General features: G+C 69.0%; 29 protein-coding genes. 15 read left to right on the top strand and 14 right to left on the bottom strand.

Annotated features, from left to right (window positions below; genetic code table 11):
• Positions 1 to 190 precede the first annotated feature (190 nt).
• Entirely contained in the window at positions 191 to 901 is a 711-nt protein-coding gene (locus tag QSK32_RS26850) for a SigB/SigF/SigG family RNA polymerase sigma factor (protein WP_245674175.1), read from the bottom strand.
• A 462-nt stretch (positions 902 to 1,363) separates the two neighbouring features.
• Between QSK32_RS26850 and QSK32_RS26845 the strand changes: the two genes are divergently transcribed.
• Positions 1,364 to 2,074, top strand: coding sequence for a GAF and ANTAR domain-containing protein (locus QSK32_RS26845; protein WP_285473491.1), 711 nt, complete (start codon positions 1,364 to 1,366; stop codon positions 2,072 to 2,074).
• A 46-nt stretch (positions 2,075 to 2,120) separates the two neighbouring features.
• Complete coding sequence (locus QSK32_RS26840) at positions 2,121 to 2,852, top strand: GAF and ANTAR domain-containing protein (protein ID WP_285473490.1); 732 nt, start codon at positions 2,121 to 2,123, stop codon at positions 2,850 to 2,852.
• Here the strand turns inward: QSK32_RS26840 and QSK32_RS26835 are convergent.
• Positions 2,812 to 3,267: a sigma-70 family RNA polymerase sigma factor gene (locus QSK32_RS26835; RefSeq protein ID WP_285473489.1), complete on the bottom strand. Its 456-nt coding sequence runs from the start codon at positions 3,265 to 3,267 to the stop codon at positions 2,812 to 2,814. The genes QSK32_RS26840 and QSK32_RS26835 overlap by 41 nt on opposite strands.
• A 301-nt stretch (positions 3,268 to 3,568) precedes the next feature.
• On the opposite strand from QSK32_RS26835, the gene QSK32_RS26830 reads away from it, so the two are divergent.
• Positions 3,569 to 3,991: a DUF5994 family protein gene (locus tag QSK32_RS26830; protein WP_285473488.1), complete on the top strand. Its 423-nt coding sequence runs from the start codon at positions 3,569 to 3,571 to the stop codon at positions 3,989 to 3,991.
• Between the two features lie 57 nt (positions 3,992 to 4,048).
• On the opposite strand, the gene QSK32_RS26825 is transcribed toward QSK32_RS26830, so the two are convergent.
• Together QSK32_RS26825 and QSK32_RS26820 are read right to left on the bottom strand one after the other, a co-directional pair.
• The gene (locus QSK32_RS26825; RefSeq protein WP_285473487.1) at positions 4,049 to 4,876 is read right to left on the bottom strand and encodes an ATP-binding protein; all 828 of its coding nucleotides are present in this window, start codon (positions 4,874 to 4,876) and stop codon (positions 4,049 to 4,051) included.
• Positions 4,877 to 5,232: 356 nt separating this feature from the next.
• Entirely contained in the window at positions 5,233 to 5,595 is a 363-nt protein-coding gene (locus QSK32_RS26820; protein WP_285473486.1) for an STAS domain-containing protein, read from the bottom strand.
• 330 nt (positions 5,596 to 5,925) lie between these two features.
• On the opposite strand from QSK32_RS26820, the gene QSK32_RS26815 reads away from it, so the two are divergent.
• The 4 genes from QSK32_RS26815 to QSK32_RS26800 all read left to right on the top strand — a co-directional run bounded on the left by QSK32_RS26815 (position 5,926) and on the right by QSK32_RS26800 (position 9,611).
• Positions 5,926 to 6,954 (top strand): ATP-binding protein, encoded by a 1,029-nt coding sequence (locus QSK32_RS26815; protein WP_285473485.1) that lies wholly within the window; start codon positions 5,926 to 5,928, stop codon positions 6,952 to 6,954.
• 190 nt (positions 6,955 to 7,144) lie between these two features.
• Positions 7,145 to 7,309, top strand: a complete 165-nt coding sequence (locus QSK32_RS26810; RefSeq protein ID WP_169792509.1) for a hypothetical protein — start codon at positions 7,145 to 7,147, stop codon at positions 7,307 to 7,309.
• Between the two features lie 128 nt (positions 7,310 to 7,437).
• A complete protein-coding gene (locus tag QSK32_RS26805; RefSeq protein ID WP_045745730.1) occupies positions 7,438 to 8,574 on the top strand; it encodes a glycosyltransferase in 1,137 nt (378 codons plus the stop codon).
• On the top strand, positions 8,571 to 9,611 hold the full coding sequence (locus QSK32_RS26800) for a glycosyltransferase (RefSeq protein ID WP_285473484.1): 1,041 nt from the start codon (positions 8,571 to 8,573) through the stop codon (positions 9,609 to 9,611). Before QSK32_RS26805 ends, QSK32_RS26800 begins: the two co-directional genes overlap by 4 nt.
• 61 nt (positions 9,612 to 9,672) lie before the next feature.
• Here the strand turns inward: QSK32_RS26800 and QSK32_RS26795 are convergent, their stop codons facing one another.
• Positions 9,673 to 10,116, bottom strand: a complete 444-nt coding sequence (locus tag QSK32_RS26795; protein WP_052720960.1) for a hemerythrin domain-containing protein — start codon at positions 10,114 to 10,116, stop codon at positions 9,673 to 9,675.
• Positions 10,117 to 10,591: 475 nt separating this feature from the next.
• Here QSK32_RS26795 and QSK32_RS26790 point away from each other — a divergent pair, with 475 nt between their 5' ends.
• The 3 genes from QSK32_RS26790 (at position 10,592) to QSK32_RS26780 (ending at position 13,592) form a co-directional block, all read left to right on the top strand.
• Positions 10,592 to 11,566 (top strand): acyl-CoA desaturase, encoded by a 975-nt coding sequence (locus QSK32_RS26790; protein ID WP_285473483.1) that lies wholly within the window; start codon positions 10,592 to 10,594, stop codon positions 11,564 to 11,566.
• A gap of 84 nt (positions 11,567 to 11,650) precedes the next feature.
• Complete coding sequence (locus QSK32_RS26785) at positions 11,651 to 12,616, top strand: diacylglycerol/lipid kinase family protein (RefSeq protein WP_045745733.1); 966 nt, start codon at positions 11,651 to 11,653, stop codon at positions 12,614 to 12,616.
• Between the two features lie 244 nt (positions 12,617 to 12,860).
• Positions 12,861 to 13,592: a SigB/SigF/SigG family RNA polymerase sigma factor gene (locus QSK32_RS26780; RefSeq protein ID WP_245674176.1), complete on the top strand. Its 732-nt coding sequence runs from the start codon at positions 12,861 to 12,863 to the stop codon at positions 13,590 to 13,592.
• A 112-nt stretch (positions 13,593 to 13,704) separates the two neighbouring features.
• On the opposite strand, the gene QSK32_RS26775 is transcribed toward QSK32_RS26780, so the two are convergent.
• Positions 13,705 to 14,976 carry an ABC transporter permease gene (locus QSK32_RS26775; RefSeq protein WP_045745750.1) on the bottom strand — a complete coding sequence of 424 codons (1,272 nt, stop codon included), beginning with the start codon at positions 14,974 to 14,976 and terminating at the stop codon, positions 13,705 to 13,707.
• Positions 14,977 to 15,100: 124 nt separating this feature from the next.
• Here QSK32_RS26775 and QSK32_RS26770 point away from each other — a divergent pair, with 124 nt between their 5' ends.
• A complete protein-coding gene (locus QSK32_RS26770) occupies positions 15,101 to 15,676 on the top strand; it encodes a TetR/AcrR family transcriptional regulator (protein ID WP_052720962.1) in 576 nt (191 codons plus the stop codon).
• A gap of 85 nt (positions 15,677 to 15,761) precedes the next feature.
• On the opposite strand, the gene QSK32_RS26765 is transcribed toward QSK32_RS26770, so the two are convergent.
• Positions 15,762 to 17,024 (bottom strand): EstA family serine hydrolase, encoded by a 1,263-nt coding sequence (locus tag QSK32_RS26765; RefSeq protein ID WP_045745735.1) that lies wholly within the window; start codon positions 17,022 to 17,024, stop codon positions 15,762 to 15,764.
• A gap of 98 nt (positions 17,025 to 17,122) precedes the next feature.
• Here QSK32_RS26765 and QSK32_RS26760 point away from each other — a divergent pair, with 98 nt between their 5' ends.
• Positions 17,123 to 17,938, top strand: coding sequence for a helix-turn-helix transcriptional regulator (locus tag QSK32_RS26760; RefSeq protein ID WP_285473482.1), 816 nt, complete (start codon positions 17,123 to 17,125; stop codon positions 17,936 to 17,938).
• Between the two features lie 568 nt (positions 17,939 to 18,506).
• A complete protein-coding gene (locus QSK32_RS26755; protein ID WP_157411216.1) occupies positions 18,507 to 18,668 on the top strand; it encodes a hypothetical protein in 162 nt (53 codons plus the stop codon).
• Here the strand turns inward: QSK32_RS26755 and QSK32_RS26750 are convergent.
• The 5 genes from QSK32_RS26750 to QSK32_RS26725 form a co-directional block, all read right to left on the bottom strand.
• Positions 18,665 to 19,831, bottom strand: coding sequence for a calcium-binding protein (locus QSK32_RS26750; RefSeq protein ID WP_285473481.1), 1,167 nt, complete (start codon positions 19,829 to 19,831; stop codon positions 18,665 to 18,667). The genes QSK32_RS26755 and QSK32_RS26750 overlap by 4 nt on opposite strands.
• Before the next feature lie 657 nt (positions 19,832 to 20,488).
• Positions 20,489 to 20,737 carry a YrhB domain-containing protein gene (locus tag QSK32_RS26745; protein WP_285473480.1) on the bottom strand — a complete coding sequence of 83 codons (249 nt, stop codon included), beginning with the start codon at positions 20,735 to 20,737 and terminating at the stop codon, positions 20,489 to 20,491.
• Positions 20,738 to 21,100: 363 nt separating this feature from the next.
• Complete coding sequence (locus QSK32_RS26735) at positions 21,101 to 21,496, bottom strand: helix-turn-helix transcriptional regulator (RefSeq protein WP_285473479.1); 396 nt, start codon at positions 21,494 to 21,496, stop codon at positions 21,101 to 21,103.
• 874 nt (positions 21,497 to 22,370) lie between these two features.
• Positions 22,371 to 22,562 carry a DUF397 domain-containing protein gene (locus tag QSK32_RS26730; protein WP_045744626.1) on the bottom strand — a complete coding sequence of 64 codons (192 nt, stop codon included), beginning with the start codon at positions 22,560 to 22,562 and terminating at the stop codon, positions 22,371 to 22,373.
• Positions 22,563 to 22,576: 14 nt separating this feature from the next.
• Positions 22,577 to 23,551 carry a helix-turn-helix domain-containing protein gene (locus QSK32_RS26725; RefSeq protein WP_285473574.1) on the bottom strand — a complete coding sequence of 325 codons (975 nt, stop codon included), beginning with the start codon at positions 23,549 to 23,551 and terminating at the stop codon, positions 22,577 to 22,579.
• A gap of 5 nt (positions 23,552 to 23,556) precedes the next feature.
• Here QSK32_RS26725 and QSK32_RS26720 point away from each other — a divergent pair, with 5 nt between their 5' ends.
• Complete coding sequence (locus QSK32_RS26720) at positions 23,557 to 23,877, top strand: DUF6879 family protein (protein WP_285473478.1); 321 nt, start codon at positions 23,557 to 23,559, stop codon at positions 23,875 to 23,877.
• Positions 23,871 to 24,227, top strand: a complete 357-nt coding sequence (locus tag QSK32_RS26715; RefSeq protein ID WP_285473477.1) for a DUF6879 family protein — start codon at positions 23,871 to 23,873, stop codon at positions 24,225 to 24,227. Before QSK32_RS26720 ends, QSK32_RS26715 begins: the two co-directional genes overlap by 7 nt.
• Positions 24,228 to 24,329: 102 nt before the next feature.
• On the opposite strand, the gene QSK32_RS26710 is transcribed toward QSK32_RS26715, so the two are convergent.
• Positions 24,330 to 25,028 carry a hypothetical protein gene (locus tag QSK32_RS26710; RefSeq protein WP_285473476.1) on the bottom strand — a complete coding sequence of 233 codons (699 nt, stop codon included), beginning with the start codon at positions 25,026 to 25,028 and terminating at the stop codon, positions 24,330 to 24,332.
• Complete coding sequence (locus tag QSK32_RS26705; RefSeq protein WP_285473475.1) at positions 25,025 to 25,534, bottom strand: SigE family RNA polymerase sigma factor; 510 nt, start codon at positions 25,532 to 25,534, stop codon at positions 25,025 to 25,027. The genes QSK32_RS26710 and QSK32_RS26705 overlap by 4 nt, the downstream gene beginning before the upstream one ends.
• Positions 25,535 to 26,117: the final 583 nt, after the last annotated feature.

Here is a 26,117-nt window from a genome sequence, read left to right as displayed (position 1 = left end):
CGACGCGGCGAAGAGGCAGGTGATGGCCGCCCTGCCGCACCACTACGGGCGACTACGCCGAGGACGAGGGCGTGCACCGCCCCCACCGGCCGGGAGAGCTGCGCGATCGTCAAGGGCTGGTACCGGATCGGCGTGGACGGCCACGACAGCGGGCCCGCCGTAGTACACGGCGGGCCCGGGTCCGGGGAACTCAGAGAGCGTCGGCGTTGATGTGGCCGCGCAGCTTCGTCAGGGCCTTGGTGAGCAGCCGGGAGACGTGCATCTGGGAGATGCCGATCTGGTCGGCGATCTGCGACTGCGTCATGTTGCCGTAGAACCGCAGGGTGACGATCTTCTGCTCGCGCTCGTCGAGCTGCGCCAGCGCAGGGCCGAGCGTGGCGCGCATGTCGACGGCCGCGTAGTCGTCGGTGTCGCTACTGATCATGTCGCCGAGTTCGGCGTTGCCGTCCGGGCCGACCGGCGTCGACAGGCTGGTCGCGTTGTAGGCGCGGGCACCTTCGAGGCCTTCGAGGACCTCTTCCTCGGTGATGCCGATGTGGGCCGCGATGTCGGCGACGGTCGGCGGCCGGTTCAGCGTGTGGGTCAGGGTGTTGTTGGCCTCGGTGATCCGCAGGCGCAGCTCCTGGAGCCGGCGCGGCACCCGGATCGACCAGGTGCGGTCGCGGAAGTGCCGCTTGACCTCACCGAGGATCGTCGGGATCGCATAGCCGGCGAAGTCCACACCGTACTGCGGGTCGAACTTGTCGATCGCCTTGATCAGCCCGATCGTGGCGGTCTGCACCAGGTCGTCGGTGGGCTCACCGCGGCCCGTGTAGCGGTTCGCCAGGTGGCGGGCCAGCGGCAGCCAGGCCTCGATCGTCCGGTCCCGCAGAGCGGCCCGGGACGGGTGACCGGCGGGCATCGCGGCCAGCGCGTTGATCAGATCGCCCGCGACGTCAGCCTGACGCTCACTGGTGATCACGTCACTCTGCGCAGCGACGTCACTCTGCGCAGCGGCCGAGCGGGTCGTCGTGTCGACGGATGCTGTGGTCATGTCGTCCTCCGGTTGCCTCCGCCAGCCCGGATACCCGTTCGGCAGCACGAGGTTAGCCGAAAGGTCAGGCATAAAGCTAGCCGAAAGTATGAGTTACCGTCAGTGCCCGATACGCCACTCTCCGAGGTGACCACGGCCGCGCGCGTGCCAGACACGGACCTCGTCGTGGAAGGCGAGTCTCTGCGCCACTATTCGCACCGGTGGTGGGGGTAGGGTGTGGGTGTCTATTGACTCAAGCCGCCCTGGTCCTCGGCGTCTACGCTGGGAAGGGGCGCCCGTGTCGGCATTGACGTGCGGATCGTTCCGGCCCCGCACAGACGGTCCGGCATCGTGACCTCGCCTGCTGGCGGTGATGAGCATGATGCACTCGTCCGGCGTCTCCTCGACGCCCAGCCGGTTGATGCGGGTCTGTTGCAGCGGATCTGCCTCGCCACCGTCGAGGCGCTGTCGGCGAGCGGGTCCGGGATCAGCGTGATGACCGCTGACGGGATGCGTGGGGTGTGCGCGACGTCGGATCCGGTCAGCGAGCGTGTCGAGGAGTTGCAGTTCATCCTCGGCGAGGGGCCCTGCATCGATGCCTTCGCCGCTCGCCGCCCGATTCTCACAGCGGATCTGTCCGATGGTGCCGACTTCCGCTGGCCTGTTTACACTCCGGCCGCCCGCGACGCCGGGGTCCGCGCCGTCTTCGCCTTCCCGTTGCAGGTCGGTGCCGCCCGGCTCGGAGTCATGGACGTCTTCCGGGATCGGGTGGGCCCGTTGACCGGCACGGAACTGCAGCTGGCGTTCACGCTCGCCGAGCTCACCGTGGAGGCCCTGCTGAACCTGCAGCAGGGTGACATCTCCGCTGGTGACGGTGCCATGGCGCTGGACTTCGGACGCCGGGCCGAACTGTTCCAGGCCCAGGGAATGGTCATGGTCCAGTTAGGGGTATCCATCGGTGAGGCTCTGGTACGGATACGGGCTTACGCCTTCGCCGAGAACCGTCGCCTGGAGGATGTCGCCCGCGACATCGTGCAGCGGCGACTGCGATTGGACGGTTGATACGTATGAGCGGCTGTTTGGGTACTGGATCACCGGGAGGCAGGGCATGAGCGGCGTTTCGGCTGAACGACTCGCAACCGTTTTCGTGGAGGTCGCCGACACGCTGGTCGACGAATTCGATCTCCTCGATTTCCTGCACATGCTCACCGACCGGGCCCGCAGCCTGGTGGACGCGGCCGCCGCCGGACTGATGCTGGCCGACGAACGGGGACGGCTGGAGTTCATGGCCGGATCGGACGAGAACGTCCGCCTGATCGAGCTCTTCCAGTTGCAGACTGATCAGGGCCCCTGCCTGGAGGCGTACCGGACCGGACAGCCGGTCATCAACATCGACCTGGCGTCGGCGGCAGGCCGCTGGCCCCGTTTCGCGCCACGGGCCTCGGAGGCGGGCTTCCGGTCCGTACACGCCTTCCCGTTACGACTGCGTTCCCAGGTGATCGGTGCCCTCAACATCTTCGGCAGCACCACCGGCGGCGATTTCAGCGCCGCCGATGTGCCGATCATGCAGGCTCTCGCCGACGTGGCGACCATCGGCCTGATGCAGGAACGCGCGATCCGCCGTAGTGAGGCGCTGACCGAGCAACTGCAGGGGGCGCTGAACAGCCGGATCATCATCGAGCAGGCCAAGGGCGCTCTCGCACAGGTCCAGGACATCGGCGTCGACGAGGCGTTCCGCCGGATCCGCGCCTACGCCCGCAACCACAACCGGCGGCTCACCGAGGTCGCCGAGCTGGTCGTCACCGATCTGGCGTCGCTGCCCGGTCTGACACGGCCCTGACCGTCACCGGCCGGGGTGGCCCGGCCGGTGAGCGGAGCAACGTGGCGAACTCCCGTTGCGCGTACCCGGTCCGCGGCCCTTCGCCGTCCGGCTCGAGATCGGTGCGGGTCTCCACCGCCCGCCGCCGCGCGATCGCGACGATCCAGTCCGTGGCGTCGACGTCCGGCTGAATGCGACAGCCCGCCAGCCACCACACCTCCAGATAGGTGGCCGCGAGTATCTCGTCGCGCCATGCGCAGTCCGGCAGGAGTTCGGCCAGCAGGGCGCCGACGGCCACCGACGTCCGCTCGACCAGGGCACGGAACGCGGGCACACTGCCCCGCGAGACCGCTTCGAGCAGCACGGCGTCGCTCGAGTCGCCGCTGACAGTGGTGGAAGGTGTTCCTCCGGCCGGGCCGTCGCCGACGTCCGTCATGGTGCTCCAATTCAACGGCGAGTGGGAGTGCCGCCGAGGTCTGGAGCGACATGCGTGGATCCTGCGCCTGATGATGCTACGGCTTCAGCGTGTCCCGGACCGCCGGTCGTCCCCCGGGAGAGGGCCGCGTTCCTTACCGCGGAACCACACGTGAACGCACGGATTCCTCGTTCGGCACGAGTCGTGCCACGGCGTGGCCGCGGGTAGGGTGAAGGGACTACCGGCTTTCTCGACGTCTCCTGACGAGCGCATCGCGCCCGCCCTTTGATGGCGCGGATGTCGCCGACAGGAAGGCACACCGATGAATCCGACGGCCGATTCCGCACGACTACGACTCGCCGACCCAGCGTCGCGGGACACCGTCCTCGACGGAGCGTGGTGGCCCCGCTCCTCCGACCCGGCAACCGAACTCCCCGCCCTGCTGGAGGCGCTGTCCGCTCTCCGCGGCGTGATCACGCATGTGCTGCTGAACCCCGCCGAGTGGGACCTGCCGCGCCCGAGCCGGGCGAGTGGCCGCTCGTCGGCCCGGCTCGGCTGGTACACCTCACAGCCGGCCGGGCTGATCACCGTCATCAACGACTTCGGGAGGGACCGCTTCGACCTCCTCGTCATTCCTCCGGACGCCAGCCCGGCCTCGGCCGACACCGCCTCGGCCGCAGCCGCGGACGCTGACGACAGACGCCACACCCCGGAGCTCCTCGCCATGGTCGAGCACGCCGGCTGATCGGCAGGCGTCGTCGCCGGCCGGCGGGAGTGCGACACCGCCCGCCGGCCGGCGACGTCACGCGGAAACCGTCGCCCAGACGACTTTGCCACCATGGGCCGGTATCGCACCCCACCTCGCGGCGACCGCATGCACCAGCATCAGTCCCCGCCCGCCCTCGACGACCGGAAGCCGTGGACCCGCATGGGTGGACTCGACCAGACGCGGATAACGGGTGTCGCCGTCCCGGACGGCCAGATGCAGATCCCGGCCGCGCCGAAGCACGGTGAGCACGAAATCCGTACCGGCGTGCTCGACGGCGTTAGCGGCCAACTCCGACATGACCAGTGCTGCGTCCTGTCGCAGATCGTGCAGCTGCCAGGTATGACACGCCAGCTCCACCAGGTCACGTGCCGCCCGCACGGAGACCGGGACCGGCGCCAGGCGGGTCTGCCACCGGTGACTTCGTCTCAGCCTGCCGACGACCGCGGCCCGTGCCTCGCCCATCGTGGCGAACAGCGGCAACGGGTTCCCCTCGTGATGCCGCAACCGGTAACCGAGCATCGTCGCCGGCGGGACGCACAACGCCAGACCGACCGGCAGCGCGCCACCCCGCGCCTCCCGCTGTGCCGCCAGCCAGTACCGCAAGCTCAGCCCATGCCGATCACTGAAGTCACGCAGATCGATGATGATGGCCTCGGACGGACCGGCGAGGCAGAGTCCCAGTCCGGCGGTGATCTGCTCGCCGAGCTGCTGTGACCAGTGACCGTGCACCTTGATCTCGACCACGCTGCTGCTCGCGTCGGCGACGACACCCACCGACACCCCACGGCGATCGGTGACCGTCGCCACCAGGTACGGCGATCGAAGGGACGGTGCTCCCCCGCGCCGCTCCACGGCGGTCATCGGCCGCCGTCGCCCGCACCGGGACCGGGACCGGGTGGGAGACGGCGCCACACACCCGGTGACGTGGCCGGCATGGGGGACACGGGAGGTGTTACGGAATCCACGGCTGCTCCAGGGCACCTACTCAGAAGTGGTGCGCCACCTGGGTCCGGAGCAGCGAACGGCGATGGGACACCGCCGTGTCCCAACGGTATACCGGCAGGTCGATGATCGCAGTTGAGCTCATAAATCTCACAAACCGACCCGGCACCGTCACGATGCGGGACTCGCGGCCGACGCGCATGAGGCCGGACACGGATCCGTCCGATGTCGAGCACGGCTCGGGTGCGCTGGGCCCGTACCGGGGACGGTCGAGGTCATTCCACCGGGCCGGGCTCGTCCCCGGAGTCACCCAGCCGGCCGAAAGGCTGCATGCCGGTCAGGTCGGCCAGCATCCGCGCCGCGCCGGAGATCGCCACCACCCGCACCCGCAGGCCGCGAGCGCCGGCTCGATCCTGAAAGCTGATCAGTGCTCGCAGCCCGGCCAGATCACAGAAACTCAACTGGGAGAGATCCAGCCACAACACATGCCCTGGCTGGTCGAGTGAGCCCATCAACTGCTCGGTCACCGTGTCGGCCACGGGCCGCGCCAGTTCGCCCGCCACGACGACCAGGATCACTCCGTCGCCCGGCAGATGCACCGTCACCCACGCCTGCGGACCGAGATCCGACACCGTCATCGTGAGCACCGCCTCGCCACCACCGACAGCGGGACACCGGTCACGGCCGTCCGCCGTGGCACCGTCGCCTGCCGCTGCAACGTTCGGGACGCCTGCGAGACATCAGCACCCCGACGACACACGCATCGTAGTCCCGATCCGGGAGGCAAGCCATGACACGGCGGGCGTACGAAATGTCCGTCAGCGCTCACCACGTCGCGCTACTGTGACCCGCATCGTACGGGCATCACCATGGCCGCCCCTCGCACGCAGATCCACAGGCCCGTTCCGTACGCGTCGAAATCGCTGCCCCGGACCCTGGTGGCGCTGCCAGCCATTCGAGGAGCAGCGATGTACCAGCACGGCGCCGAGGGTTTCGGCGGAGCGCGTCCGGGCCATGTCTGGCACCTGATCCGCACATACGGCCCGGACCTGACCGGATTGTGCCGGGCGGGCTCGGCGCTCATGCCGGATGTCGCGGGAATCGGCATCTCGGCCGGCCCGGAGGGCGACCCGTTCCCACAGATCCGGTTCAGCAGCGACCAGGGCAGCGCCGGCATCGAGGCCGCCCAGGAGACTCTGGACGACGGCCCGTGCCGCGACGCCACCGCCACCCGCCGATCGGTGCACGCCCCCGATCTGAGCGATCCGTGGTGGCGTGAGCACTGGCCGCGGTTCACCCCGGCAGCACTGCACTCCGGCGCGCGGGCGGTGTTCGCTCTGCCCCTGCACGCCGGCGGCGTCCGGTATGCCGGAGCCGTCGACCTGTACCGGCGTACACCAGGTGATCTCTCTCTCGCCGACCAGGCCACCGCGGCGGAACTCACCGCCGCGGCCACCGAGTTGCTCACCCTGGAACGCTTCGGCTTGGACTGGACCGGCGCCTTCGCCGATGCCCGGCTGGCCCCTTCCGGAGCGGGTACGCCGATCGCCCTGACCTCGCGGCGGACCGTTGCCGCTGCCGCCGTGCCGCCACTGGTCCGCTGGTTCGACCAGGCCTCGATGGCGCGGGTGCGCATCCGGGCCCACACCGCCAGCACCCGGCACGGCCTGGCCCGTGCGGACGCGGACCGATTCGCGCTGGCCGTGCACGAGACCATGGCCAATTCCGTGCAGCACGGCGGAGGCTTCGGCCAGCTGCTGCTGTGGGGCCGCGACGATCGCCTCTGGTGCGAGATCAGCGACCACGGCGCCGGCATCGGCACGACACTGCGATCCGCTCACGCCGACCGCCCCCCGGCCGGCGTCCGGAAGCGACAGGTCACCGGATTCCAGCTCATCGAACGCGCCTGCACCAGCATGGACATCACCACGGACGCCACCGGAACCCGGGTGAGGCTGAGCTACCACAACGACGCCGGCGGTTCCGGACACCGCTGAGAGGGCCATGTCACGGCGGCACCGCGTCACCGGCGAAGAGCACGGCCCGAAGCGCTGTTCGGCCCATCGGGTCGTTCAGGCGTACTCTGACGGATGTCGCTCCAGACTCCGGCGGCTCGAGACCCTCACCGGTGGGCCCTATCCGTGGGCCCCGTCCAAGGGCAACGTTCGAGCGGAGACAATGGTCATCATGAGGGCGACGGTCGTCGCGGCGCTCCGCGAACGCGGCCAGCCGATCCGAGCCGATTTCGTCGAACGCGAGTTGCCGGACCGCATCGATCCGTCACGTCATGGCGGGCTGCTGGCCATGCTTCATCTCGATCTCTCCACATTGGCCGAGCCCGACCAGGGGTGAGGTTCGGCGTTTGCTCCTCGGCTGTGGGATCCGACAAGACGAACGGTGCTTCCGGCGTTGATACGCCGGCGCCGTGTGAGGCCCCGTCACGTGATCCGCGGCGGGCCGACCGACAGAGGGCACAGCTCATGACCATCAAGTACGGATTCCTCAGTACCCATCCGCCCACCCGCTGCGGCCTGGCGACGTTCAACTCCGCGCTCGCCACCCACCTCGGCCGGTCCGCGGCCGCGGTCGGCATCGTGCGGGTCGCGGCGCACGGCGACGACCCCACGCCCGAGGACGGTGTGGTGCACACCTGGACGGCCGCGGCACCGGCCGGGTGGCGCGACAGCGCGGAGGCGCTGAACGGTTTCGACATCGCCGTCATCCAGCACGAGTACGGCATCTACCCCGGCCGTGACGGCGGCGAGGTCCTGTCCGTGCTGCGCCGGCTCACCGTGCCGAGCCTCGTCGTCCTGCACACCGTGCTCACCCATCCCACCCCGAACCAGAAGTCGCTGCTCGAACAGATCGTGGCCGCCGCCAGCGCGGTCGTGACCATCACCCGGGCCGCCCACGACCGGTTGATCACCGGCTACACCGTCGACGCCGCGAAGATCTCGGTGATCCCGCACGGAGCCTTGGACTACGCCGGCCCGCCGAGCCGCCGACACCCGGAGTCGCACCTGCTGACCTGGGGTCTGCTCGGGCCGGGCAAGGGAATCGAGTGGGCGCTGCGCGGCCTGGCCCGGCTACGCAACCTCGAACCCGCACCCGTCTACACGGTGGCCGGCCGCACCCACCCCAAGGTCGCCGAACTCCACGGGGAGGAGTACCGGGCCGGCCTGCACCGGCTCGGCGCGGTCCTCGGCATCGCGCACCAGGTGCGCTACCAGTCGGCCTACCTCGACGACGAGGCGCTCGGAACACTGATCCGCTCCGCCGACGTCGTCGTGCTGCCGTACGACTCCACCGAGCAGGTCACCTCGGGCGTCCTCGTCGAGGCCGTGGCGGCACGGATCCCGGTCGTGGCCACCGCCTTCCCGCACGCGGTGGAACTGCTCACCGACGGGCCCGGCCTGCTCGTACCGCACAAGAATCCCGCGGCCCTCGCGACCGCCGTGCGGCGCATCCTCACCGAGCCTGCCCTGGCCGCCACACTGCGCGGCCGTAACGGCCACGCCGAACCGGCACTGCGCTGGCCCGCCGTGGCCCAGCGATACCACGAACTGGCCGCGACGCTCGTCGCCGACCGCAACCTGATCACCACGGTCGGTCCGTGACCGCACAGGCCGTCAGCACGGCCCCGGACCCCGACCCGGCCCTGTCCGCCATCCCCTTCACCCATCTGGCACGGCTGACCGACGACACCGGGCTCTTCGAACACGCCCGGCACACCATCGCCCGCCGCGAGCACGGCTACTGCACCGACGATGCCGCCCGGGGCCTGGTCGTCACCGGCCGCGAGGCCGACCCGTCCGCCGAGGTGCTGCGGCTCGCGGAGTGCTACCTGACGTTCCTCACCCACGCGCAGGACGCCACCGGCGCCTTCCACAACCGGCTCGGGTTCGACCGGGTGTGGGCCGACGAACCCGCCGTCGAGGACTGGTGGGGACGCGCCCTGTGGGGCCTCGGGACCGCCGCGGCGCGCTGCCCGGCCCCGTGGATCCGCGAGGAAGCCCACCACGCTTTCGCCCAGGGCGCCTCCCGCCGGTCCGGCAACCCCCGGTCCATGGCCTTCGCCGCGCTCGGAGCCGCCGAACTGCTCCGCGCCGGCTCCGGCGGCGAACCGGCCCTTTCGCTCCTGTCCGATGCCGTGACGGTGATCGGCCATCCCGGCCCCGATCCGCACTGGCCGTGGCCCGAGGAACGGCTCACCTACGCCAACGCCGCTCTCGCCGAGACTCTCATCGCCGCCGGTGATCTCCTCGACGATCCCCCGGTCCTGGCCGCCGGCCTGCGAATGCTCACCTGGCTGCTGGACATCCAGACCCACGACGGCCACCTGTCGGCACTGCCCGCGGCCGGCTGGCGACGCGGAACCACACGACCACGGTACGACCAGCAACCGATCGAGGTCGCGGCGCTGGCCGACGCCTGCGCCACCGCCGCCACCATCACCGGCGCTCGGACCTGGCGTGCGGGCGTGGACCGGTGCATCGCCTGGTTCCTCGGTGACAACGACATCGGCCAGATCATGTGGAACCCGGCGACCGGCGGTGGTTACGACGGGCTCACCCCGCTCGGACCCAACCTCAACCAGGGTGCCGAATCGACTCTCGCCCTGATCGCCACCCTCCAGCACGGCGTCTCCCGGTGACGACAGCCGGGAGACGTGGACGCGTCGACACCGTTCGGGCCGGCCGCGGACGTCGGGGAGATCAGGCCGCGGCCATGAGCTGAACGTCGGTGAGCGCGCCGGTCATCGCGTGCAGCCGCTGGACCGGCACGTGCCGCCGCAGAATCGGGAACTCGTCCAGTTCCTCGCGAGTCAGGTGCTCCAGGACGGCCCGGTGCAGGGCGGTGAATCCCCGGCGGAAACCCGGGTCCTCCGGGCCGAGATCGTCAAGCGTGTTCAATGCCAGCAGGAGCGCCGTCTCCTCGGTCAGGCGCATCGTTGCGATCAGGTCGGCGGCGACGCTCACGTTCCTGACCGCTGGATGGACGACCGCTCGTTCGCCGAACTCGTGGCGGTGCACAGCACGGGAGAGCACGGCGAACCGATGCCCCCGGTCCCGGTCACCACTGCGCTCGACCGCGGCGCACAACCGCCGGATCTCGTCGTGTTCCCCTCGCAGGACGTCGACGACGTCGGAGAACATCATGAGCGTCCTGCCTTCCGGCGGAGGCCGTCCTGTGGGCCGCCGGGCCCCCCTTCAACGGCGGCCCACAGGACGTCTTTCCTCGAAGAAAGCTCACGACGGCAGGAGTTCCGATTCGCCCACCGGCGAACGACGGGACAATTCATGGCCTGGCTCCTCAGTGCTGTCGCCTGCCGTACACGAAAGAACCGTGGAGGGGCGAGGACCGATGTCGAGCCGCGGAGTCTGGACGGCCGAGCCACCGAGACAGCGGTGGCGGTGTCGTGGCGATACCCCTTCCACGGCCCGGTAAACCGGCATCGTGAAGAACGGTCTCGTTTGCCGGCCGCGCAACCGGGTACTGGGGATACACCGAGTTCCGCCCCTGTGATCCCGGCGGCCGTCCAGACTCCCGCGGTCCTCCCTCGCCGCAACCGGCCTGTCCGCGCGATGTCGTCGCCTCGTCATCGTCGGCCGACAGGCTCCAAGGAGTCGCGCCATGAGCACCTCCACCGCCACCGTCGCCGTCGCCCTGCCCGGCCCCAAACCCATGATCGAGGCACCTCAGTCACGCGTGGCCGTCGCGATGCTCTGGGTCTTCGTCGTGGCGCCGTTCGTCGCACTGTTCGCCGCCGTACCGATCGCGTGGGGGTGGGGACTCTCCGCGCTCGACGCCGGCATGGCGGCCGTCGGGTACCTGATCGCGGTCGCCGGTGTCACGGTCGGTTTCCACCGCCACCTCACCCACGGCTCGTTCAAGGCCGTCCGGCCGCTGCGCCTGGCTCTGGCCGTGGCCGGATCCCTCGCCGTGGAAGGACCCCCGACCAGCTGGGTCGCCGACCACCGGCGGCACCACGCCTTCACCGACCGCGAGGGTGACCCCCATTCACCATGGCGGTACGGCACCGGCGTCCGCGCTCTGGCCAAAGGCCTGTGGTACGCCCACTGCGGCTGGTTCCTGAACCCCGAGGTCACCAACAAGGCCCGTTTCGCACCGGACCTGCTCGCCGACCGTGGCATCCGCGTGATCGACAGGCTGTTCCTTCCCCTGATCGCGTTCTCGCTGTTGACCCCCACGGTGATCGGTGGGCTGGTCACCGGCACCTGGGCCGGCGCCCTGACCGCGTTCTTCTGGGCCGGGCTGGTCCGGATGGCCCTGCTGCACCACGTCACCTGGTCGGTCAACTCGATCTGCCACGTCGTCGGCGAGCGCCCGTTCGACAGCAAGGACAGGGCCACGAACTTCTGGCCGCTGGCGATCCTGTCGTTCGGCGAGAGCTGGCACAACAGCCATCACGCCGACCCGACCGGCGCCCGGCACGGTGTGCTGCGTGGACAGATCGACCCCGCCGCCCGTCTCATCTGGATCTTCGAGAAGCTCGGCTGGGCCCGCGACGTTCGCTGGCCGGACCCGGCCCGGCTCACCGCCCGCCGCAACGACACCTCCAGCGCTCCGCTCCGCGGGGCGGCCTGACGGCATCGTCCGCTCCATGCTCCACCTTCCGAACGGCGTACCCGCCATCCCGCAGGGGCATCTCATCGAAAGCGAGTCACCACGATGACCGTCATCACCAGCCGCACCGAGCCGGCACCACGATCGGCGGTCGTCTTCAACCCGTCGAAGATCGACGACTTCGACGGGCTCCGGCACACCGTCGACGACACGCTGTCGCGGGCCGGCTGGCCGGCACCGCGCTGGTACGCCACGACCGAGGACGACCCCGGGCTCGGTCAGACACGCGCGGCCATCACATCGGGTGCCGAGGTCGTGTTCGTCTGCGGCGGTGACGGAACGGTGATGTCCGCGGTGTCGGCGCTGGCCGGTACCGAGGTGTCGATGGCCGTCCTGCCCGCCGGCACCGGCAACCTGCTCGCGGCGAATCTCGGCCTGTCCACCGATCTGGCCACCGGTCTCGCCGTCGCGCTGGACGGTGGCCTGCGGCTCCTGGACGTCGGCACTCTCGACGGGCGGCACTTCGCCGTGATGGCGGGCATGGGCTTCGACGCGCACATGCTCGATGCCACGTCGGACACGGCGAAGAAGCACATCGGCTGGCCCGCGTACGTCCTCGGCGCGATGAAGCATCTCAAGGACCGGCCGATGCGGGTCACCATCCGTATCGACGGTGGCACACCGATGCGCCGACGGGCCCGCTCGGTGCTCATCGCCAACGTCGGCCGGCTGCAGGGCGGGCTGCGGTTGCTGAGCGAGGCCCAGCCGGACGACGGGGTCCTGGACATCGCCGTCCTGACCCCCAACACGCTACGCACCTGGATCGCACTGGGGTGGGGGCTGATCCGGCACGACAGACGGGTTCCCGCGCTCGAGGTCTTCCGCGGCAGCCGGATCGAGGTGATCAGCGACCGCGCCCAGCCCCGTCAGCTCGACGGCGACCTCATCGAGGCCGGCGACCGGCTGACCGTCGAGGTCCTGCCGCAGGCGCTCTGGCTGTGCGTGCCCGAGCCGGCCGACCACCCCGACCTCAGCGTCGACGCCGGCGCCGCCGGTTCGGCGCACCCATGACGGTGACGGCCTTTCACCGGTTGGGGCTCAAGGCCTGTGCCCATCTCGGCACGAGAGAAACAATCCGTGCCGGAATACCGGGAAGAGATTAGAGTCGATGATGCGGCTCACATAGGCGGCCGTTGCCCCGGACCCCGGCATCCATTCAGCTGAATGCCGGGAAATTATGATCACGAAATCCAGAAGCACCGCGTCGGACGCCCTCGCCTCCTATGACGACCATGGGGACCCGGACGAACTGTTGATGGCGATGGCTGCCCTGCCGGCCGGGCATCCCGCCCGGGCGGCGTTGCGGGATCGGGCGATCGTGGCATGGCTACCGATGGCCCGTCGGCTCGCCGTCCGCTACTCCGGCCGGGGAGTGCCGATCGACGACCTGGTCCAGACCGCGGCCGTCGGCCTGATCCGCGCCGTGGACCGATTCGACCCGGACTTCGGCATCGACTTCGTCGGATTCGCCATCCCGACCGTCCTCGGCGAGCTGAAACGCTACTTCCGCGACCGGACCTGGATGATCCGGGTACCGCGCCGGCTGCAGGAACTCCGGCTGGCGATCAACACGGCCAACGAGGAGCTGACACACCGCCTCCATCGCCCGCCGACGACCGCCCAGATCGCCGCGCACCTCGACATCACCGACGAAGCGGTCCTGGAGGCCGTCGAGGGCGCCCGCGCGTACAGCGCACTGTCACTCTCGATCTCCGTCAGCTCCGGGGAGACCGCCGAACTCGGTGACGCGCTGGGCGAGGTCGACCAGGCTTTCGCCCTGGCGGACGCCCGGATCGTCATCATTCCCGCGTTGACCAGACTCGACGAGCGGGAACGCCGGATCCTGACCCTGCGTTTCTACGGCAACCTCACCCAGGCGGCGATCGCCCAACAGGTCGGCGTCTCCCAGATGCACGTCTCCCGGCTGATCACACGAGCCCTCGGCCACCTCCGCCACGAACTTCAGCAGGATTCCCGTACGCCGTGACGTCGGCCCGCCCCATGCCGGTGGCCGGTCCTCTCCGCCCGGTGCGGCGTCACGTCTGCGGTACGAGTGCGTGTTCCGTGCCGGTGGCCGGTCCTCTCCGCCCGGTGCGGCGTCACGTCTGCGGTACGAGTGCGTGATCCGTGGCGGCGGCCGGTGTCGCGGGGACGGGATGCCGGGTCAAGCGCGGGTTGCGGTCGTACAACCAGGCGGTGAGCAGGCCGAGGGCAACGCCGGCGGCGGCACCGATGCCCAGCCGGATCCACGCGTGGCTGAGGCCCGCCGCACCGCGCGCGTCGAAGAACAGGATGGCGCGGACGCCGTCGAGGACGGGGTGCATGGCGGTCACCGTGGTGAGCGAGCGCAGCCAGCCGGGGAGTGCCTCCACCGGGACGGTGGGACCGGAGGCCAGGGAGAGCGCCACGAAGAAGAACGTGTTGATGAGCGCACCGGGGCTGCCGAACGCCGCGAAGACCGACAACGCGCCGGCGCCGACGGCGACGATCGTGGCGGTGAGCAGGAGCCACAGCTGGACCGGGTGGCCGACCGGCACGCCGATGACCTTCGTGGCGACGAGTTGGAGCAGGCCGGCCGCGGCCGGGGCGGCCCCGGCGAGGACCGCGAATTTGGCGAGCAGCGTCGTGACCCGGCCCGCCCACCGGTACGGGCGGCGGCTGGTCAGCGGACCGAGTTCGCTGGGGGCGAAGCCGATCGCGGCGTCCAGCGACGGGTGGATCGTCGACGCGCCGATGAAACCGATCAGGATCGCGACCAGGGCCAGGTAGAACGGGGTCAGGCCGTACCCGGACTCGGCCGGCAGCGGCTGGTCCGGCACGGTCGACACGGTGAACGGTTCCTGGAGCACCAGGGCCTGTGCGGGGGTGAGACCGGTGCCGGCCGCGGCGCGCAGGCGGTCGCCGAGTGCCCGTCCGACGGCGGTGAGGACGGGGTCGAGGTTGCCGCTGACCAGGCCGACCGCCAGGCTGCCGTCGCCGGCGTTGGTCCGCACGGTGACCACCGGCCGCACGATCGCGCCGCCGCCGGTCAGGGTGGACAGCGACCGATCGAAATCGGCGGGGACGACCACGGCCCCGTAGATCTCGTCGTCGGCGAAGCGGGTGGACATCTCAGCGGCCGTCATGGTGATCACGTCGAGCTTGTCCGGGTCGACGCCGGTACGGATGGCCTCGGCGAGCGCCTCGGCGGCGCCGCTCGTACCGCCGGCCTCCTGTGGGGTGAGCACCAGGCCTACCGGCAGGTTCCGCAGGTGCCCCTGGGGGTCCGCGATGCCGCTCAGATAACAGGCCGGAAGGGCCAGGCTCAGCAGCACGATCATGATGACCGGAATCCGCCAGACGCGCGGATTACGGAAGTGGCGAAGTCGCATGGCCGTCACCGTTCGTCGAGGTCCCGGATGTGACGGGACCGTTCAACGAGATTTATACCGGCGTAGGTAAACGTCTGTAAACCGATGCGCTCGACGTCACAGTAAACGCGTGTAAAGTGTCGGTGTGACGAGAACCCAGAACACCCGGGGCCACGGCGCGCGACTGCGCGACGAGCTGGTGGAGGCCGCCTTCACCGTGCTGGACGCGCAGGGCCCCGCAGGCGTGACCCTGCGCGCCGTGGCGCGCGCCGCCGGAGTCACCGCACCCGCCGTCTACCGGCACTTCGCCGACCTGCCCGAGCTGATGGCCGAGCTGCGGCGGGGCACATTCGCGGAGGTCATCCAGGTCACCGCCGCAGCCGAGGCCGGCCTGCCGGAGCCGGCCGACCGGCTGCTGGCCCGGGCCCGCGCCTACGTGGAACTGGGCCTCGCCCACCCGGCCCGATACGCGCTGATATTCATGAACGTTCCGGGTTCCGACCTGATGGCCGGCACAGCCCTGAACCAGATGGTGGAGCTGATCGCCGCCTGCGCCCGCAACGGCTCCTCGGCCGCCACGGACCCGCGCACCGACGCGATCCACCTGCTGGCCGCCCTGCACGGCATCGTCGGGACGAGACTCTCCGCACCCGGCCTGCCCTGGCCGCCGCTGGAACAGACGGTCACCGACGTCACGACCCGGCTGACACTGCTGCGCTGAGCCGGTGCACGCGAAGCCTCATCCAACCCCGGTGCGTGCCGGACGCCTACGCCCGGCACGATGACCATGACCGATGAGACGCCACTCAACGCCGCGAGCGTGCCCTCGCGGCGTCCGGTCGCTGCGGCATCTCGCCGAGCACGTCGACGAACAGGGCCTCGCGCAGCGCGACCTCGCGCGGGTCGTCCCACAGGTGAAAACCGAGCCGGTTCATGGCATAGGCGAAGCCGATACCCGTGTCCGGGTCGGCGAAGGCGAACGAGCCGCCCAGGCCCATCGTGCCGAACGCCGTGCCGGACGCGGATCCGAAACGGAACGCGGGGAACGGCTTCACATATCCCAGCGAATACTGGGTGGGCAGGCGCAGCACCTGATCGGCGAGCCCCCGCGATGGCGCCTCCGCCGGGCTCTTCAGCGCGTCGAGCGTCGACGCGCTGAGACCGAGCTCGGCGCCACCGGCGGCGGCATCGCCGTAGAGCCGCGCGATCGATCCCACCCGGCCGATACCGTTGACGGCCGGGATCTCCGCGGCCTGCACATCGGGCCGGTTGATGTTCTCCGGGACGCCGAGCACCCGCGGATTCTGGAAAGCGCGGGCGGTCAGGCTCCACGGATTCGCGAACGCCAAGGCGAAGGCCGGCGGCATCGAGGTGACGTGCAGCATCATCTCCCAGGTCCGGAAGCCGTGGATCCGGGCGATACGGCTGCGATCCGCGTGCTCCGGCAGACCGATGTGGAACTCGAGGCCCAGGGGCGCGGCCACCTCCTCCGCGAAGAAACGGCCCAGGTGGCGTCCTTGCGGATCGACCCGGCTGACGAGTTCACTCTCGTACCAGCCGAGCGTCTGCCCGTGATAGCCGTGCCGCTCACCCGGCGTCCACGCCGGCCGCTGCTCGGCCAGCGCCGCGGCCAGCGTCGCCGAGCCGGACAGGTCGGCCAGGTCGAGCGGACGGTCGATCACCGGTAGGCCCGCCTGGTGTGACAACAGCTGACGCACCGTGACCTCGGCCTTGCCGGCGGCTGCGAACTCGGGCCAGTAGGTGGCCACCCGCTCGCCGTAATCCAGCAGGCCGCGGGCGTGCAGCACGGCGACTGCCATCGACGACACACCCTTGCTCGTCGAGAAGACCGGCACCATCGTGTCGTGCTCCCACGGATCGCGGGTCACGCCGTCACGGTAACCGCCCCACAGGTCGACCACCTTCCGACCGTCGCGATAGACCACACAGGAAGCGCCGATCTCCCACCCCCGCGCGAAGTTGCGCCGGAACGCGTCGGCGACCGGACCGTACCCCTGCTCCACATCACCGCGGACCATGGCCGCCGGCACCTGAACTCTGAGCCCCACTCGAACTCTCCTCATCCGCAAGACACCGAACGGTGCCATCCGGCACGGGGCCGTACCAGGGATCGGCAGTCCCTGGCTCACCCGCCTAAGATCACGAAGTGAACCGCGAAGAGTTGGCAGACTTCCTGCGACAGCGCCGGGCGGCCCTCACCCCCGTTCACCGCACCACCCGCCGAACCCGTGGTCTACGGCGTGAGGATGTCGCCGAGCGCGCCTACATCTCGATCGACTACTACACCCGGCTCGAACAGCGGCGCGGCCCTCGCCCGTCCCCGGAAGTGGCGTCGGCGCTCTCCCGGGCGCTGGACCTGACCGTCGACGAGCGCGACCACCTGTTCCACCTGATCGGCCACAACCCGCCCCGGCAGACCACGAAGATCGACCGGGTCGATCCGGGCCTGCGCCGGGTGCTGAACGCGCTCGACGGGAATCCCGCGATGGTCATCTCGAACCTGGCCCACACCCTGCTGCAGAACCGGCTCTGCCTGGAATTCTTCGGTGACCAGACGCAGTACACGGGTCTGGCCCGGAGCGGCTACTTCCGGTGGTTCATGATGCCGGAGGAACGCAGCAGCTATCCCGACGACATCCACGCGGCCCAGAGCGCGACCTTCGCCGCGAGCGTCCGGGCCGCGGCGGACCTGGAACCCGATCCGACCGAGGCCGAACAGATGATCGCGACGCTGCTGGCCGAGAGCCCCGAATTCCGCGGTCTGTGGGACGACCACGAGGTACGCCTCTGCCGTCAGGAGACCACGTCACTGCTGCACCCGACGGCGGGGCGGGTGGACTTCGACTGCGAGGTCATCTTCAGCCACGACCAGCGACAGCGGATGCTCGTCTTCACCGCCCGCAACGACGAGGACCTGCGCAGCCTGGTCACCTCCGGCCGGCCGGGCGACATCGCGGGATGACGCCCTCCGCGGATGTCGCGAGCCTGGACGACCGGGCCCCGAACGCCTGACCAGCCTCGAACAGGTCCTCGAGCATCGCCTGGGACCGCGCTGGGAGCGACTCGGCGGGAAAGAACCGTCCGCAGATCTCGCTAGACACGTTTCGTGGTAAGGGTGCGAAGCCCATCCGCGTGGTGATTTCGGGCGCGCTGGACGCCCCAAATCACCACACCCCTGGCGGTGTGGTGAATACGGGCGCGCTGGACGCCCCAAATCACCACACCCCTGACGGTGTGGTGAATACGGGCGTGCTGAGCGCCCGAAATCACCACAGAGGCAGACCCTGACTGCGATTAGGTGTCTAGCCGCCCGGATGCGCGGCGTCGGGGACGGTTCCGGTGAACGGGGCCGGGACGGTGCGGTGCACGAACGTGTCCGCGGCGTGGTCGAGTTGCTGGGCTCGGGCGAGTCCGGTCCGCACTCGAGAGCGGCGCTGCCAAAGTCGGCACGTTACGTTCGAACATCCGCCATGCCCGCGCCATGCTCGTCGCCATGCTCGACGACGATCCGACCGTGCGGGGAGGCAACGATGGATCGTGCCAAGGAGACCGAACTCGATCAGCTCACGAAACGTGCATCCGAGGCCGCGGTACGAGCCCTGGACGCCCGGGTGGACGTCCAGGGCCGGTTACACGACCTGCTGCGTTCAGTGGGTATCGACCCCGATGACGCTCGTGCCGGTGGCCGCTAGCCGGCGAAGGTTTCGCAGGAGACCAGGGTGACGGCGTCCCAGCGGCCGTGGCACTCGTCGGTGTTCGGGCCGCCGTCGAGGAGGTTGACGCCGTAGTAGGTGAGGAGGGTGTCGTCGCCCGCCTCGCCGTACAGCTTGTTGTCGCCCTCGCCGCCCCACAGGGTGTCGTTGCCGGCGCCGCCGCGGATGACGTCGTTGCCCGTCTCGCCGGAGATGGTGTTGGCCGCGGCGTTGCCGGTGAGGGTGTCGTTGCCGGCGCCGCCGTTGAGGCGTTCGACGTCGGCACCGACGGTGTCGTGTTCGCCGGCGATGCCGTCGTCGCGGGACGCGCCGTTCAGGGAAATCGTGAGGGGCTTCTTGTATCCCTGGTAGTCGACCAGGTCGTTGCCGGTGCCGCCGAGCAGGACGTCGGCGGAGACCCTGCGGTCGTCGGGGTCGCCGTACAGCTGGTCGTCGCCGGCGCCGCCCTCGATCCGGTCTGCGCCGTACCAGCCGTTGAGGAAGTCGTTGCCGTTTCCGCCGTACAGCTTGTCGTTGCCGCTGTCGCCGAACAGGTCGTCGTTGCCGTTTCCGCCATGGATGACGTCGTTGCCGGCGTGGTCGGGCGCGGTGGTGCAGTCGCTGTCGCCGAGGACCCGGTCGTTGCCGTCGCCCGCGGAGACGTAGTCGGCACCGTCGCCGGCGTAGATCAGGTCGTTGCCGGCCTTGCCATAGATCTTGTCGTTGCCGGATTTCCGCGCGCACATGTCGTCGCCGTACAGGACGTCCGCCTTCGGGCCTCCGACGATCTTGTCGTTGCCGGGGCCGCCGTACGCCTCCATCTTCAGATCGCTCTTGTTGACGATCGAGTCGTTGTGGTCCCAGGTGTTGACGAGGGCCTTGACGGGCGCCTTCTTCGTCGTACAGCGGACCCGGGTCTTGTCGCCTTTGACCTGCTTGCAGCCCTTGCCAGGCTCGATCGCCACCCGGTCGTCGACGGTGACGGTTCGCCCGGAGCGGGTGATCACGACCTTGTTGGTGACGCCGGTGGCGGCGGCGAAGAGAACCGTCGTACCGCTCACTCGGGCGGAGCCGTAGCTCGATGCCTGGGCCGGGCCGCCGAGGCCGGCGGCGATGACGGCGGCAGCCGTGATCACGACCGCCGACCGGAATGTGTGGATCAACAAACCATCTCCCGATGTAGATGTCGCGAGCATCATAGGAGCAGAGAAGGCCACCGGCAGGTCGGCCCAGCGATGGGAAGACCGGGTTGAGACCCTCGCCGACGGCGGACCCACAGCGGTGATGTCGAGGGGTCGAGCAGGGCGGCGATCTGGGGTGACCTCGGTGGTGTCGGCCGGAGACTCGGACCCATGCGACAACCACGGCGGCGTCGTGGTTGTCGCATGGCGGCGAACAGTTGCACGTCCAGGCCGGTACTGGCGTGGGTGTTACGGACGGTCTTACTGTCCGGGGCGAGCCCGGTTCCGGCGGTGGTCGTCGGGTGGTGAACCAGGTGCAGATCAGCCGGTCCATGACCGCGGCGTCGACTCTCGGCCAGCCAGCGCAGGGTGTCACGACCTGATGGGATTCGGATACCCAGGACGGGATGCCGGCGGGCGCCCGTGGCGTCGACCAGGGGTTACGGGAGTTCCGCAACCCGGTCGGCGGCCTACCGGAACTACCGGACACAACGAAGATCAACGAAATTTGCTTTGGCTCTGTCCCCGAGGCCGAAGCCTCGGGGCCGCACATCTTCATTAACTCGGCGACTGGGCCGCCGTTCGACACCCTACTCGGAGGCTAGATCCAGCGGGGTGCTCTCGAACCACGAAATAAGATCAGCCTCTTCGATCGAATCCAGTCTCACCGTTGGCCTTGAAGACTCTGATTGGAGTATTTCCGGCCATTATCTCCGATAGCCTATCCTCTTCGATGTAGCCTTTTCCGTTATACGGGAAAAGCCACGAGTCTCCTTCATCCTTGATGTAATCATCCAGGATGACAACCTCGAACGACATTTGAGGACGCACGTTCAGATCGAGAAAATTCTCAGCTTTCTGGTGAGCTTCTTCTGCGCTCAGAACCATTACTTTACCCCTTTCTTGTAAATACGACGATGAACCTCTTGAATCCGTCTCCCAGGTTCGCAGCCCGCCGGACCGGCCATCAAGGAATCTAATGACTCCCATCGCCGGGCTCACCGCCTACCTCGACGTGCGCCACCGCTGGCAACAGGTCAACGGCAACACCTGGCCGAACACCGGACTGTTCTTCGTCCGCCCCGACGGACAGCCCTGACACCCCCAGACCATCAGCGCCCGCTTCGACCACCTCGTCAAAACCAGCGGCCAACCACCGGTACGCCTCGACCTCCGCCGCCCCAACGCCGACGACGCCGCCAACCTCATCCCCCGCAAAGCCGCATAGCCCAGCCCCACACGAAGCAGAGGTCAGCGCACACCGGAATCGCGCTGACCCTGCTCCGTTCGCCGCGCCCCGGCATTCTCGGATGACGCCTCGTCGGCAAACCCGCTGTTGTCGAGGAACAGCTGCAAGAGGTCCGCGAGCACGTCGATGCGGTCCTGTCCGAGGAAGGCATGACTCCGCTCGGCAAGGTGGTCGGCGACCCGCTCGGCCAACTGCTGGGCAGCGTCCTCGTCGCTGTGCTCGACGGCTGCGCCCGACGGCTCTCCCGGCCGCCGGTCACGGATCCAGGCCTCCACCTCGTGCGCCCACCAGACCCGGCCCATCGTCAACTCATGAAACGGCGCCGGGAAGTCCGCACGATCGGCCAACCGCTGAACCCACTGCCGCGACACCCCGAGCCGAACCTCGATCTCTCGCACGCCCACCAACCGCAGAACTCCGCCCAGTCGATCGGGCACACGCGTGCGCTTCACCGAACACCTACCGCTCGTCGTGGCCGCGAGCCGTCGCACCGACCCGGTTGTTCCACGCGACCGCGGCCGGTCACCTCCGCAACGAACCGGCGTAACGCCGCCGGCACGTGTTCCGGATGCGGCCGCAGAAAGATCACGCCACGCCGTTCATCGAGACCCAGCCCGTCGATGTCCAACGGAATGCCGTCCAAGCTGATCTGCACCTCAGCCTCGACCCCGATAGCGGTCAGTGCCGCGATCAACTCACCTCGCGAGATCACACCCCACCCCACTTCGCTCTTGTACGAACTCAGGCGTTACGCATCCGTTCGACCACCTCAGGCAGCGCCTACAAGGTTCAGCGGTGCTCCGCATTCGGTCCTCGCCGGCCTCTCGGAAGGCATCCCGGGCCGACGCGGACGGCGCTGACCAGTTCCGGGCGCGTGGCGCCGGGCTGACGGGTCGGCAGCCGCAGCGTGCGGGAGAAGATCACCGCCGCGTTCTCTCTGCGCCAACAGGGGCCCAAGGAGTCACAGGCCAGACATCGTCCGGTCGCACTCGACGTCACGTGCTGATCGAGGATCTCCTGAGCACACCTGAGCTGCTCTTCTGCCGAATCTGCGTAGTACGTGGTCCCGGTCATCACACCTCCCGATCAGATGGGCGCGCGGCGACTCGCATGCCGTCAGCGACTGAATCTCGTCGATCTGTGCACATGTGCACGCTTGCACATTCTCAGCACCGAGTACAGGGCCGCGACGGCGATTGGGCGATATGTCCGCTATGACAAGCCGAAAGAGGGCCGACCCGATGGGCCGGCCCTCTTTCGGAAGCGTCGCGGTTAAGCCAGGTCGAACTCCCCGTCATGGGCTCCGCCGATGAAGGCGGACCATTCCGCTCGCGTGAAGGTCAGCACCGGGCCTTCCGGGTTCTTCGAGTCCTTCACCTGCACGTGGGTCGAATTGTGACGAACCATCACGCAGTTGGCCTGGTTGCCGCTGCGCGTGCTCTTACGCCAGTCTGTGAACTGCATGGCCCGTTCCTCTTTCACGCTTCGTCCACAAGCGAACGAAGGAAGGCAAGTGTCGCGTCAGGAGTCTCGGCCGCCGCTCGGAGCCGGTCGAAGACCACGACGTAACGAGCGAGATCCTCAAGATCTCCCAGCCAGAGATCACTCGTCTCGGACTCGACGCTCACCATATCGTCCTGCTCAGGGTCATCGAAGCGGTAGAGGGCGAAGCTGTTCAACGCCGCGGACAGGTACTCGACCTCGGCATCGAAACGCAGCACGCGCAAGGTGACGTTCTCCAGCGAGGCCACGTCGATCAAGTGACGGATCTGCTTCGTCATCACCGCCGGCGGCGCGGTACGTCGGCGAAGCACCGCCTCGTCGAGGACGGCCTCGTACTCGACACCACGGTCAAGGATCTTCTGTCGCTCCGCCCGGCCCTCCACCGCCGCCGTCAGGTCGAAGTCCTTGACCGCGTCCCGGTCGCTGAACCGCTGGCGAATGTAGTCCGGGTGCTGCAGAAGACCCGGCACGTACACCAACGCATGCTCACGGATCCCGAGAACGCTGGACTCCATCTCCGCGAAGCCCATCTGACGAGCCGGCATCCCCGCGAACGCCCTCCACCAGCCTCGCGCGTTCGCCTCACGAGTCAGCGACACCAACCGGTCATGCGCCTCGCCGCCCACCCCATAGGCGTCAAGAAGATCCATGACCTCGCCGACATCGGGCCGCACCTTCGCGGTCTCCAGACGCGACACCTTCGAGTGGCTCCAGCCCATGAGGCCGGCGACATGCGTCACCGACCAGTCCTTGGACTCCCGAAGTTTGCGCAGCTCGTTACCCAGACGGAGACGCTTGCCGATAGGACCTTGACCAGCGGGCATGCAGGCAGCGTACCGACCCTGCCGATAGAGGCCGACTTCAATTCGACTGCCGACCTCACCCGTCGATCCGGGCGAGCGGCTCGTCATCGTCCCCCGGTCGACGATGATCGCAGCGAGGGCGGACATCACCGATGCATGATCTCTTCGATGGCCGAGTCGGCGAGCGGCTCGGCCTCGATGAATACTGGGCCGACTTCGAGCAGCGGTTCTGGAAGACCGGTTCACCGGGCTTCTGGAAGCTGGAACGTCAGCAGCACTTCCAGGAACCGGGTGACGAAGGCTGGAAAGCCTTCGCGCAGAGCCGGTGGGACGAGGCGATGCGGATCCTCCAGGAGCGTCGCGACGAGTTCCACGATTACTACCGGAAGGTGGCGAAAGCCGGCTTCGCCACACGCCGGGTTCGGGTCGTCGAGGAGCCGTTGACCCCGTACCTGCAATGGGAAACGTGTTGAACCTGCGGCACGAATACGGCGGTCTCACCCGCGTGATCGGCCCCAAGGCGATCCAGGCGGCAGAGGCCGGCGGCCTGCTGCCCGAGCTTTACACCCTCGGCGCGCAGACCATGTACGAGGCGATCTATGACGCTGACGGCGTGCTGGAGGCGGCACGTCGCTGGCACGATCCGGCCCTGATCAACCGGTGTCAGGCGTTCATCGCCGCGCTGTACGGCAACGGTGAGCCGCTCGACGAGTACTTCGCTCGCGCGGTCGCACCCTTGGAGCCTCCAGCGGAAGTGTCGCGCATGGCAGGAACCATAACGCCCCTCGACCAACAACACGGTAGCGCGTATTCACGAGCGTAACTAGAATGGTTCGTTTGGGGTTTTCGTGTCCCGGCATGGGCGATTCGGAATCTAAAAGTTAACCCGCCGCGAGCCCCGGTGAATGCGCGGCCGTCCCGGCGGTCAGCCCGGCGCGCCGATCGCCGGCGGCACAGCGCCCTGCCCACGCACCTGCACCGGCTGGTCGTAGCGGTCGTTCATCTTCTCCTGCACAGCGTCGACCTTCTCGCCGTCCACCCCGACCTTGATCGTCCCGTCGGCGTCCACACTGACCGTGTTCAGCACGACGCCCTGGCTCTCCCAGTAGCCACGGTCGGCTTCGACACGGTCGAGGATCGCCTGGATCTGCTTACCCGAGTACGGCACGTCGAGGATCTCGACGCACGCGTCGGTGAACTCGCCGGTCACCCACCTGTCGAAGGCGTCGTTGGCCTTGCGGAACACCCGCACCCGGTCGGTGATCTCCACCGCCGAGAACGAATCCGCGTAGTCGGCCTCCCCGGTGACCCGCAGCCGGTGCGCCACCTCGTCGAGCGCCGCCGGCTCCGTCGACGCCTTGCTGGTGTCGCAGCCCGCGGTACTCGCCGTCACCGTCAGCGCCGCCGCGACGGGCATACCCGTGCCGCCGTCACCGCCGGACGTCACCGCCGGTACACCGACGAGCAGACCGGCGGTGACGGCGAGCGCCGCCGCAGCTGACGCGCCGGCCATCCGGGTGCGCCGGACCCGCGCCGCGACGGCCGCCATCCGGTCGCGGGGCTCCGGAAGTACCGGCACCGCCGCGTGCAGCAGTGTCCGCATGTGCTGTTCGTCGCTGGTCATGCCGTGATCTCCTCGGCTCGCAGGTGCTGCAACTGAGGGTCGGCGCGCATCGCCGCCAGGGCCCGGACGGTCTGGGTCTTGACCGTCGCCTGCGAGCAGCCGAGCATCTCGGCGGTCTCGGCGACCGACAGGTCATCGAGGAACCGCAGGACCACGATCGCCCGCTGCTGGCGAGACACCCGGGCCAGCGCGCGTTGCACGGCGTCGCGGTCGGCTGCCTCACCGGCCAGGTCGCCGGCGTGCGCGCGTTCCGGCAGGGCCCCTGTCGGCTGTTCGGCTCGCCATTTGCGCCGCCACCACGTCGCGTAGGTCGTGAACAGCATCCGCCGGACGTATGCCTCGGCGTCGCCGGCTTCGATGCGCCGCCAGTGCCGCCATGCCTTGGCGAGCACTGTCTGCAGCAGGTCTTCGGCTCGCCCGGTGTCCCCGGTCAGCAGCCACGCCGCGTGGAGCAGCCGGTGACTGCGAGCCGAGACGAATTCGGCGAACCCTTCTGGTGCCTGCATGCCCCCGCCTTCCCTCACCTGCATATACGACCTGAGGTTCCCGATAGGTGAACATGCCCGGCGCACTGATTTTGCGTGCCGGGTTGCGACACGATCGCCGACGGCGCGCTCCCAGGGCAACGGCCGGCCGGGAAGTGGTCCGGTTCGTCGCCGGTTGGTGCAAGTGTGGAGGCGCTACCCTCTCGTTTTGCTTGAGCCGCCGGAGGGGCGGGGCGGGTGTGGGCGATGGTGCAGTCATGGTGGCCTTCCTTGAAGGCGGGCATGCCTGCGCCCCCGTCTCCGGGGTGCGCAGGCATGCAGCCACACAGCGGAGACGGGTAGGCGATCAACCCGGAACGTCCCGATCAGCTAGATCGAGGCGTCGGGGTGTCGCACCCGTGTAGTGCTCGGATCAGAAGGTGGTAGGCCCAGGCCGACCTGCAGGCGGCCGCGACGCTCGACGCCGCCTATCCCGGCGTCAAAGACGCCGACACCCTCCGACGGGCACTCGCTGAGCAGCAGGACCCTGGTATCGGCGACGCCGCGTTCGCCGACGTCACCGAGCCGACCCAGTTCCTGCGGAACCCGGAGTAGGCGATCGGGA

Source organism: Actinoplanes sp. NBRC 101535, from assembly GCF_030269225.1.
GTDB lineage: Bacteria > Actinomycetota > Actinomycetes > Mycobacteriales > Micromonosporaceae > Actinoplanes > Actinoplanes rectilineatus.
The sequence above is the reverse complement of the archived record's forward strand: the minus strand, read 5'-3'. Positions and strand labels throughout refer to the sequence as shown.

Coding starts and splice junctions, on each gene's coding strand:
- QSK32_RS26805 (WP_045745730.1), top strand. CDS start 7,438: ATGACCATCAAGTACGGATTCCTCAGTACCCATCCGCCCACCCGCTGC.
- QSK32_RS26840 (WP_285473490.1), top strand. CDS start 2,121: ATGAGCGGCGTTTCGGCTGAACGACTCGCAACCGTTTTCGTGGAGGTC.
- QSK32_RS26725 (WP_285473574.1), bottom strand. CDS start 23,551: ATGTCCGCCCTCGCTGCGATCATCGTCGACCGGGGGACGATGACGAGC.
- QSK32_RS26790 (WP_285473483.1), top strand. CDS start 10,592: ATGAGCACCTCCACCGCCACCGTCGCCGTCGCCCTGCCCGGCCCCAAA.
- QSK32_RS26745 (WP_285473480.1), bottom strand. CDS start 20,737: ATGGTTCTGAGCGCAGAAGAAGCTCACCAGAAAGCTGAGAATTTTCTC.
- QSK32_RS26825 (WP_285473487.1), bottom strand. CDS start 4,876: ATGACCGCCGTGGAGCGGCGCGGGGGAGCACCGTCCCTTCGATCGCCG.
- QSK32_RS26780 (WP_245674176.1), top strand. CDS start 12,861: ATGGCGATGGCTGCCCTGCCGGCCGGGCATCCCGCCCGGGCGGCGTTG.
- QSK32_RS26810 (WP_169792509.1), top strand. CDS start 7,145: ATGAGGGCGACGGTCGTCGCGGCGCTCCGCGAACGCGGCCAGCCGATC.
- QSK32_RS26795 (WP_052720960.1), bottom strand. CDS start 10,116: ATGATGTTCTCCGACGTCGTCGACGTCCTGCGAGGGGAACACGACGAG.
- QSK32_RS26775 (WP_045745750.1), bottom strand. CDS start 14,976: ATGCGACTTCGCCACTTCCGTAATCCGCGCGTCTGGCGGATTCCGGTC.
- QSK32_RS26730 (WP_045744626.1), bottom strand. CDS start 22,562: ATGCAGTTCACAGACTGGCGTAAGAGCACGCGCAGCGGCAACCAGGCC.
- QSK32_RS26785 (WP_045745733.1), top strand. CDS start 11,651: ATGACCGTCATCACCAGCCGCACCGAGCCGGCACCACGATCGGCGGTC.
- QSK32_RS26720 (WP_285473478.1), top strand. CDS start 23,557: ATGCATGATCTCTTCGATGGCCGAGTCGGCGAGCGGCTCGGCCTCGAT.
- QSK32_RS26820 (WP_285473486.1), bottom strand. CDS start 5,595: ATGACGGTGTCGGATCTCGGTCCGCAGGCGTGGGTGACGGTGCATCTG.
- QSK32_RS26705 (WP_285473475.1), bottom strand. CDS start 25,534: ATGCAGGCACCAGAAGGGTTCGCCGAATTCGTCTCGGCTCGCAGTCAC.
- QSK32_RS26815 (WP_285473485.1), top strand. CDS start 5,926: ATGTACCAGCACGGCGCCGAGGGTTTCGGCGGAGCGCGTCCGGGCCAT.
- QSK32_RS26710 (WP_285473476.1), bottom strand. CDS start 25,028: ATGACCAGCGACGAACAGCACATGCGGACACTGCTGCACGCGGCGGTG.
- QSK32_RS26850 (WP_245674175.1), bottom strand. CDS start 901: ATGCCCGCCGGTCACCCGTCCCGGGCCGCTCTGCGGGACCGGACGATC.
- QSK32_RS26830 (WP_285473488.1), top strand. CDS start 3,569: ATGAATCCGACGGCCGATTCCGCACGACTACGACTCGCCGACCCAGCG.
- QSK32_RS26755 (WP_157411216.1), top strand. CDS start 18,507: ATGGATCGTGCCAAGGAGACCGAACTCGATCAGCTCACGAAACGTGCA.
- QSK32_RS26835 (WP_285473489.1), bottom strand. CDS start 3,267: ATGACGGACGTCGGCGACGGCCCGGCCGGAGGAACACCTTCCACCACT.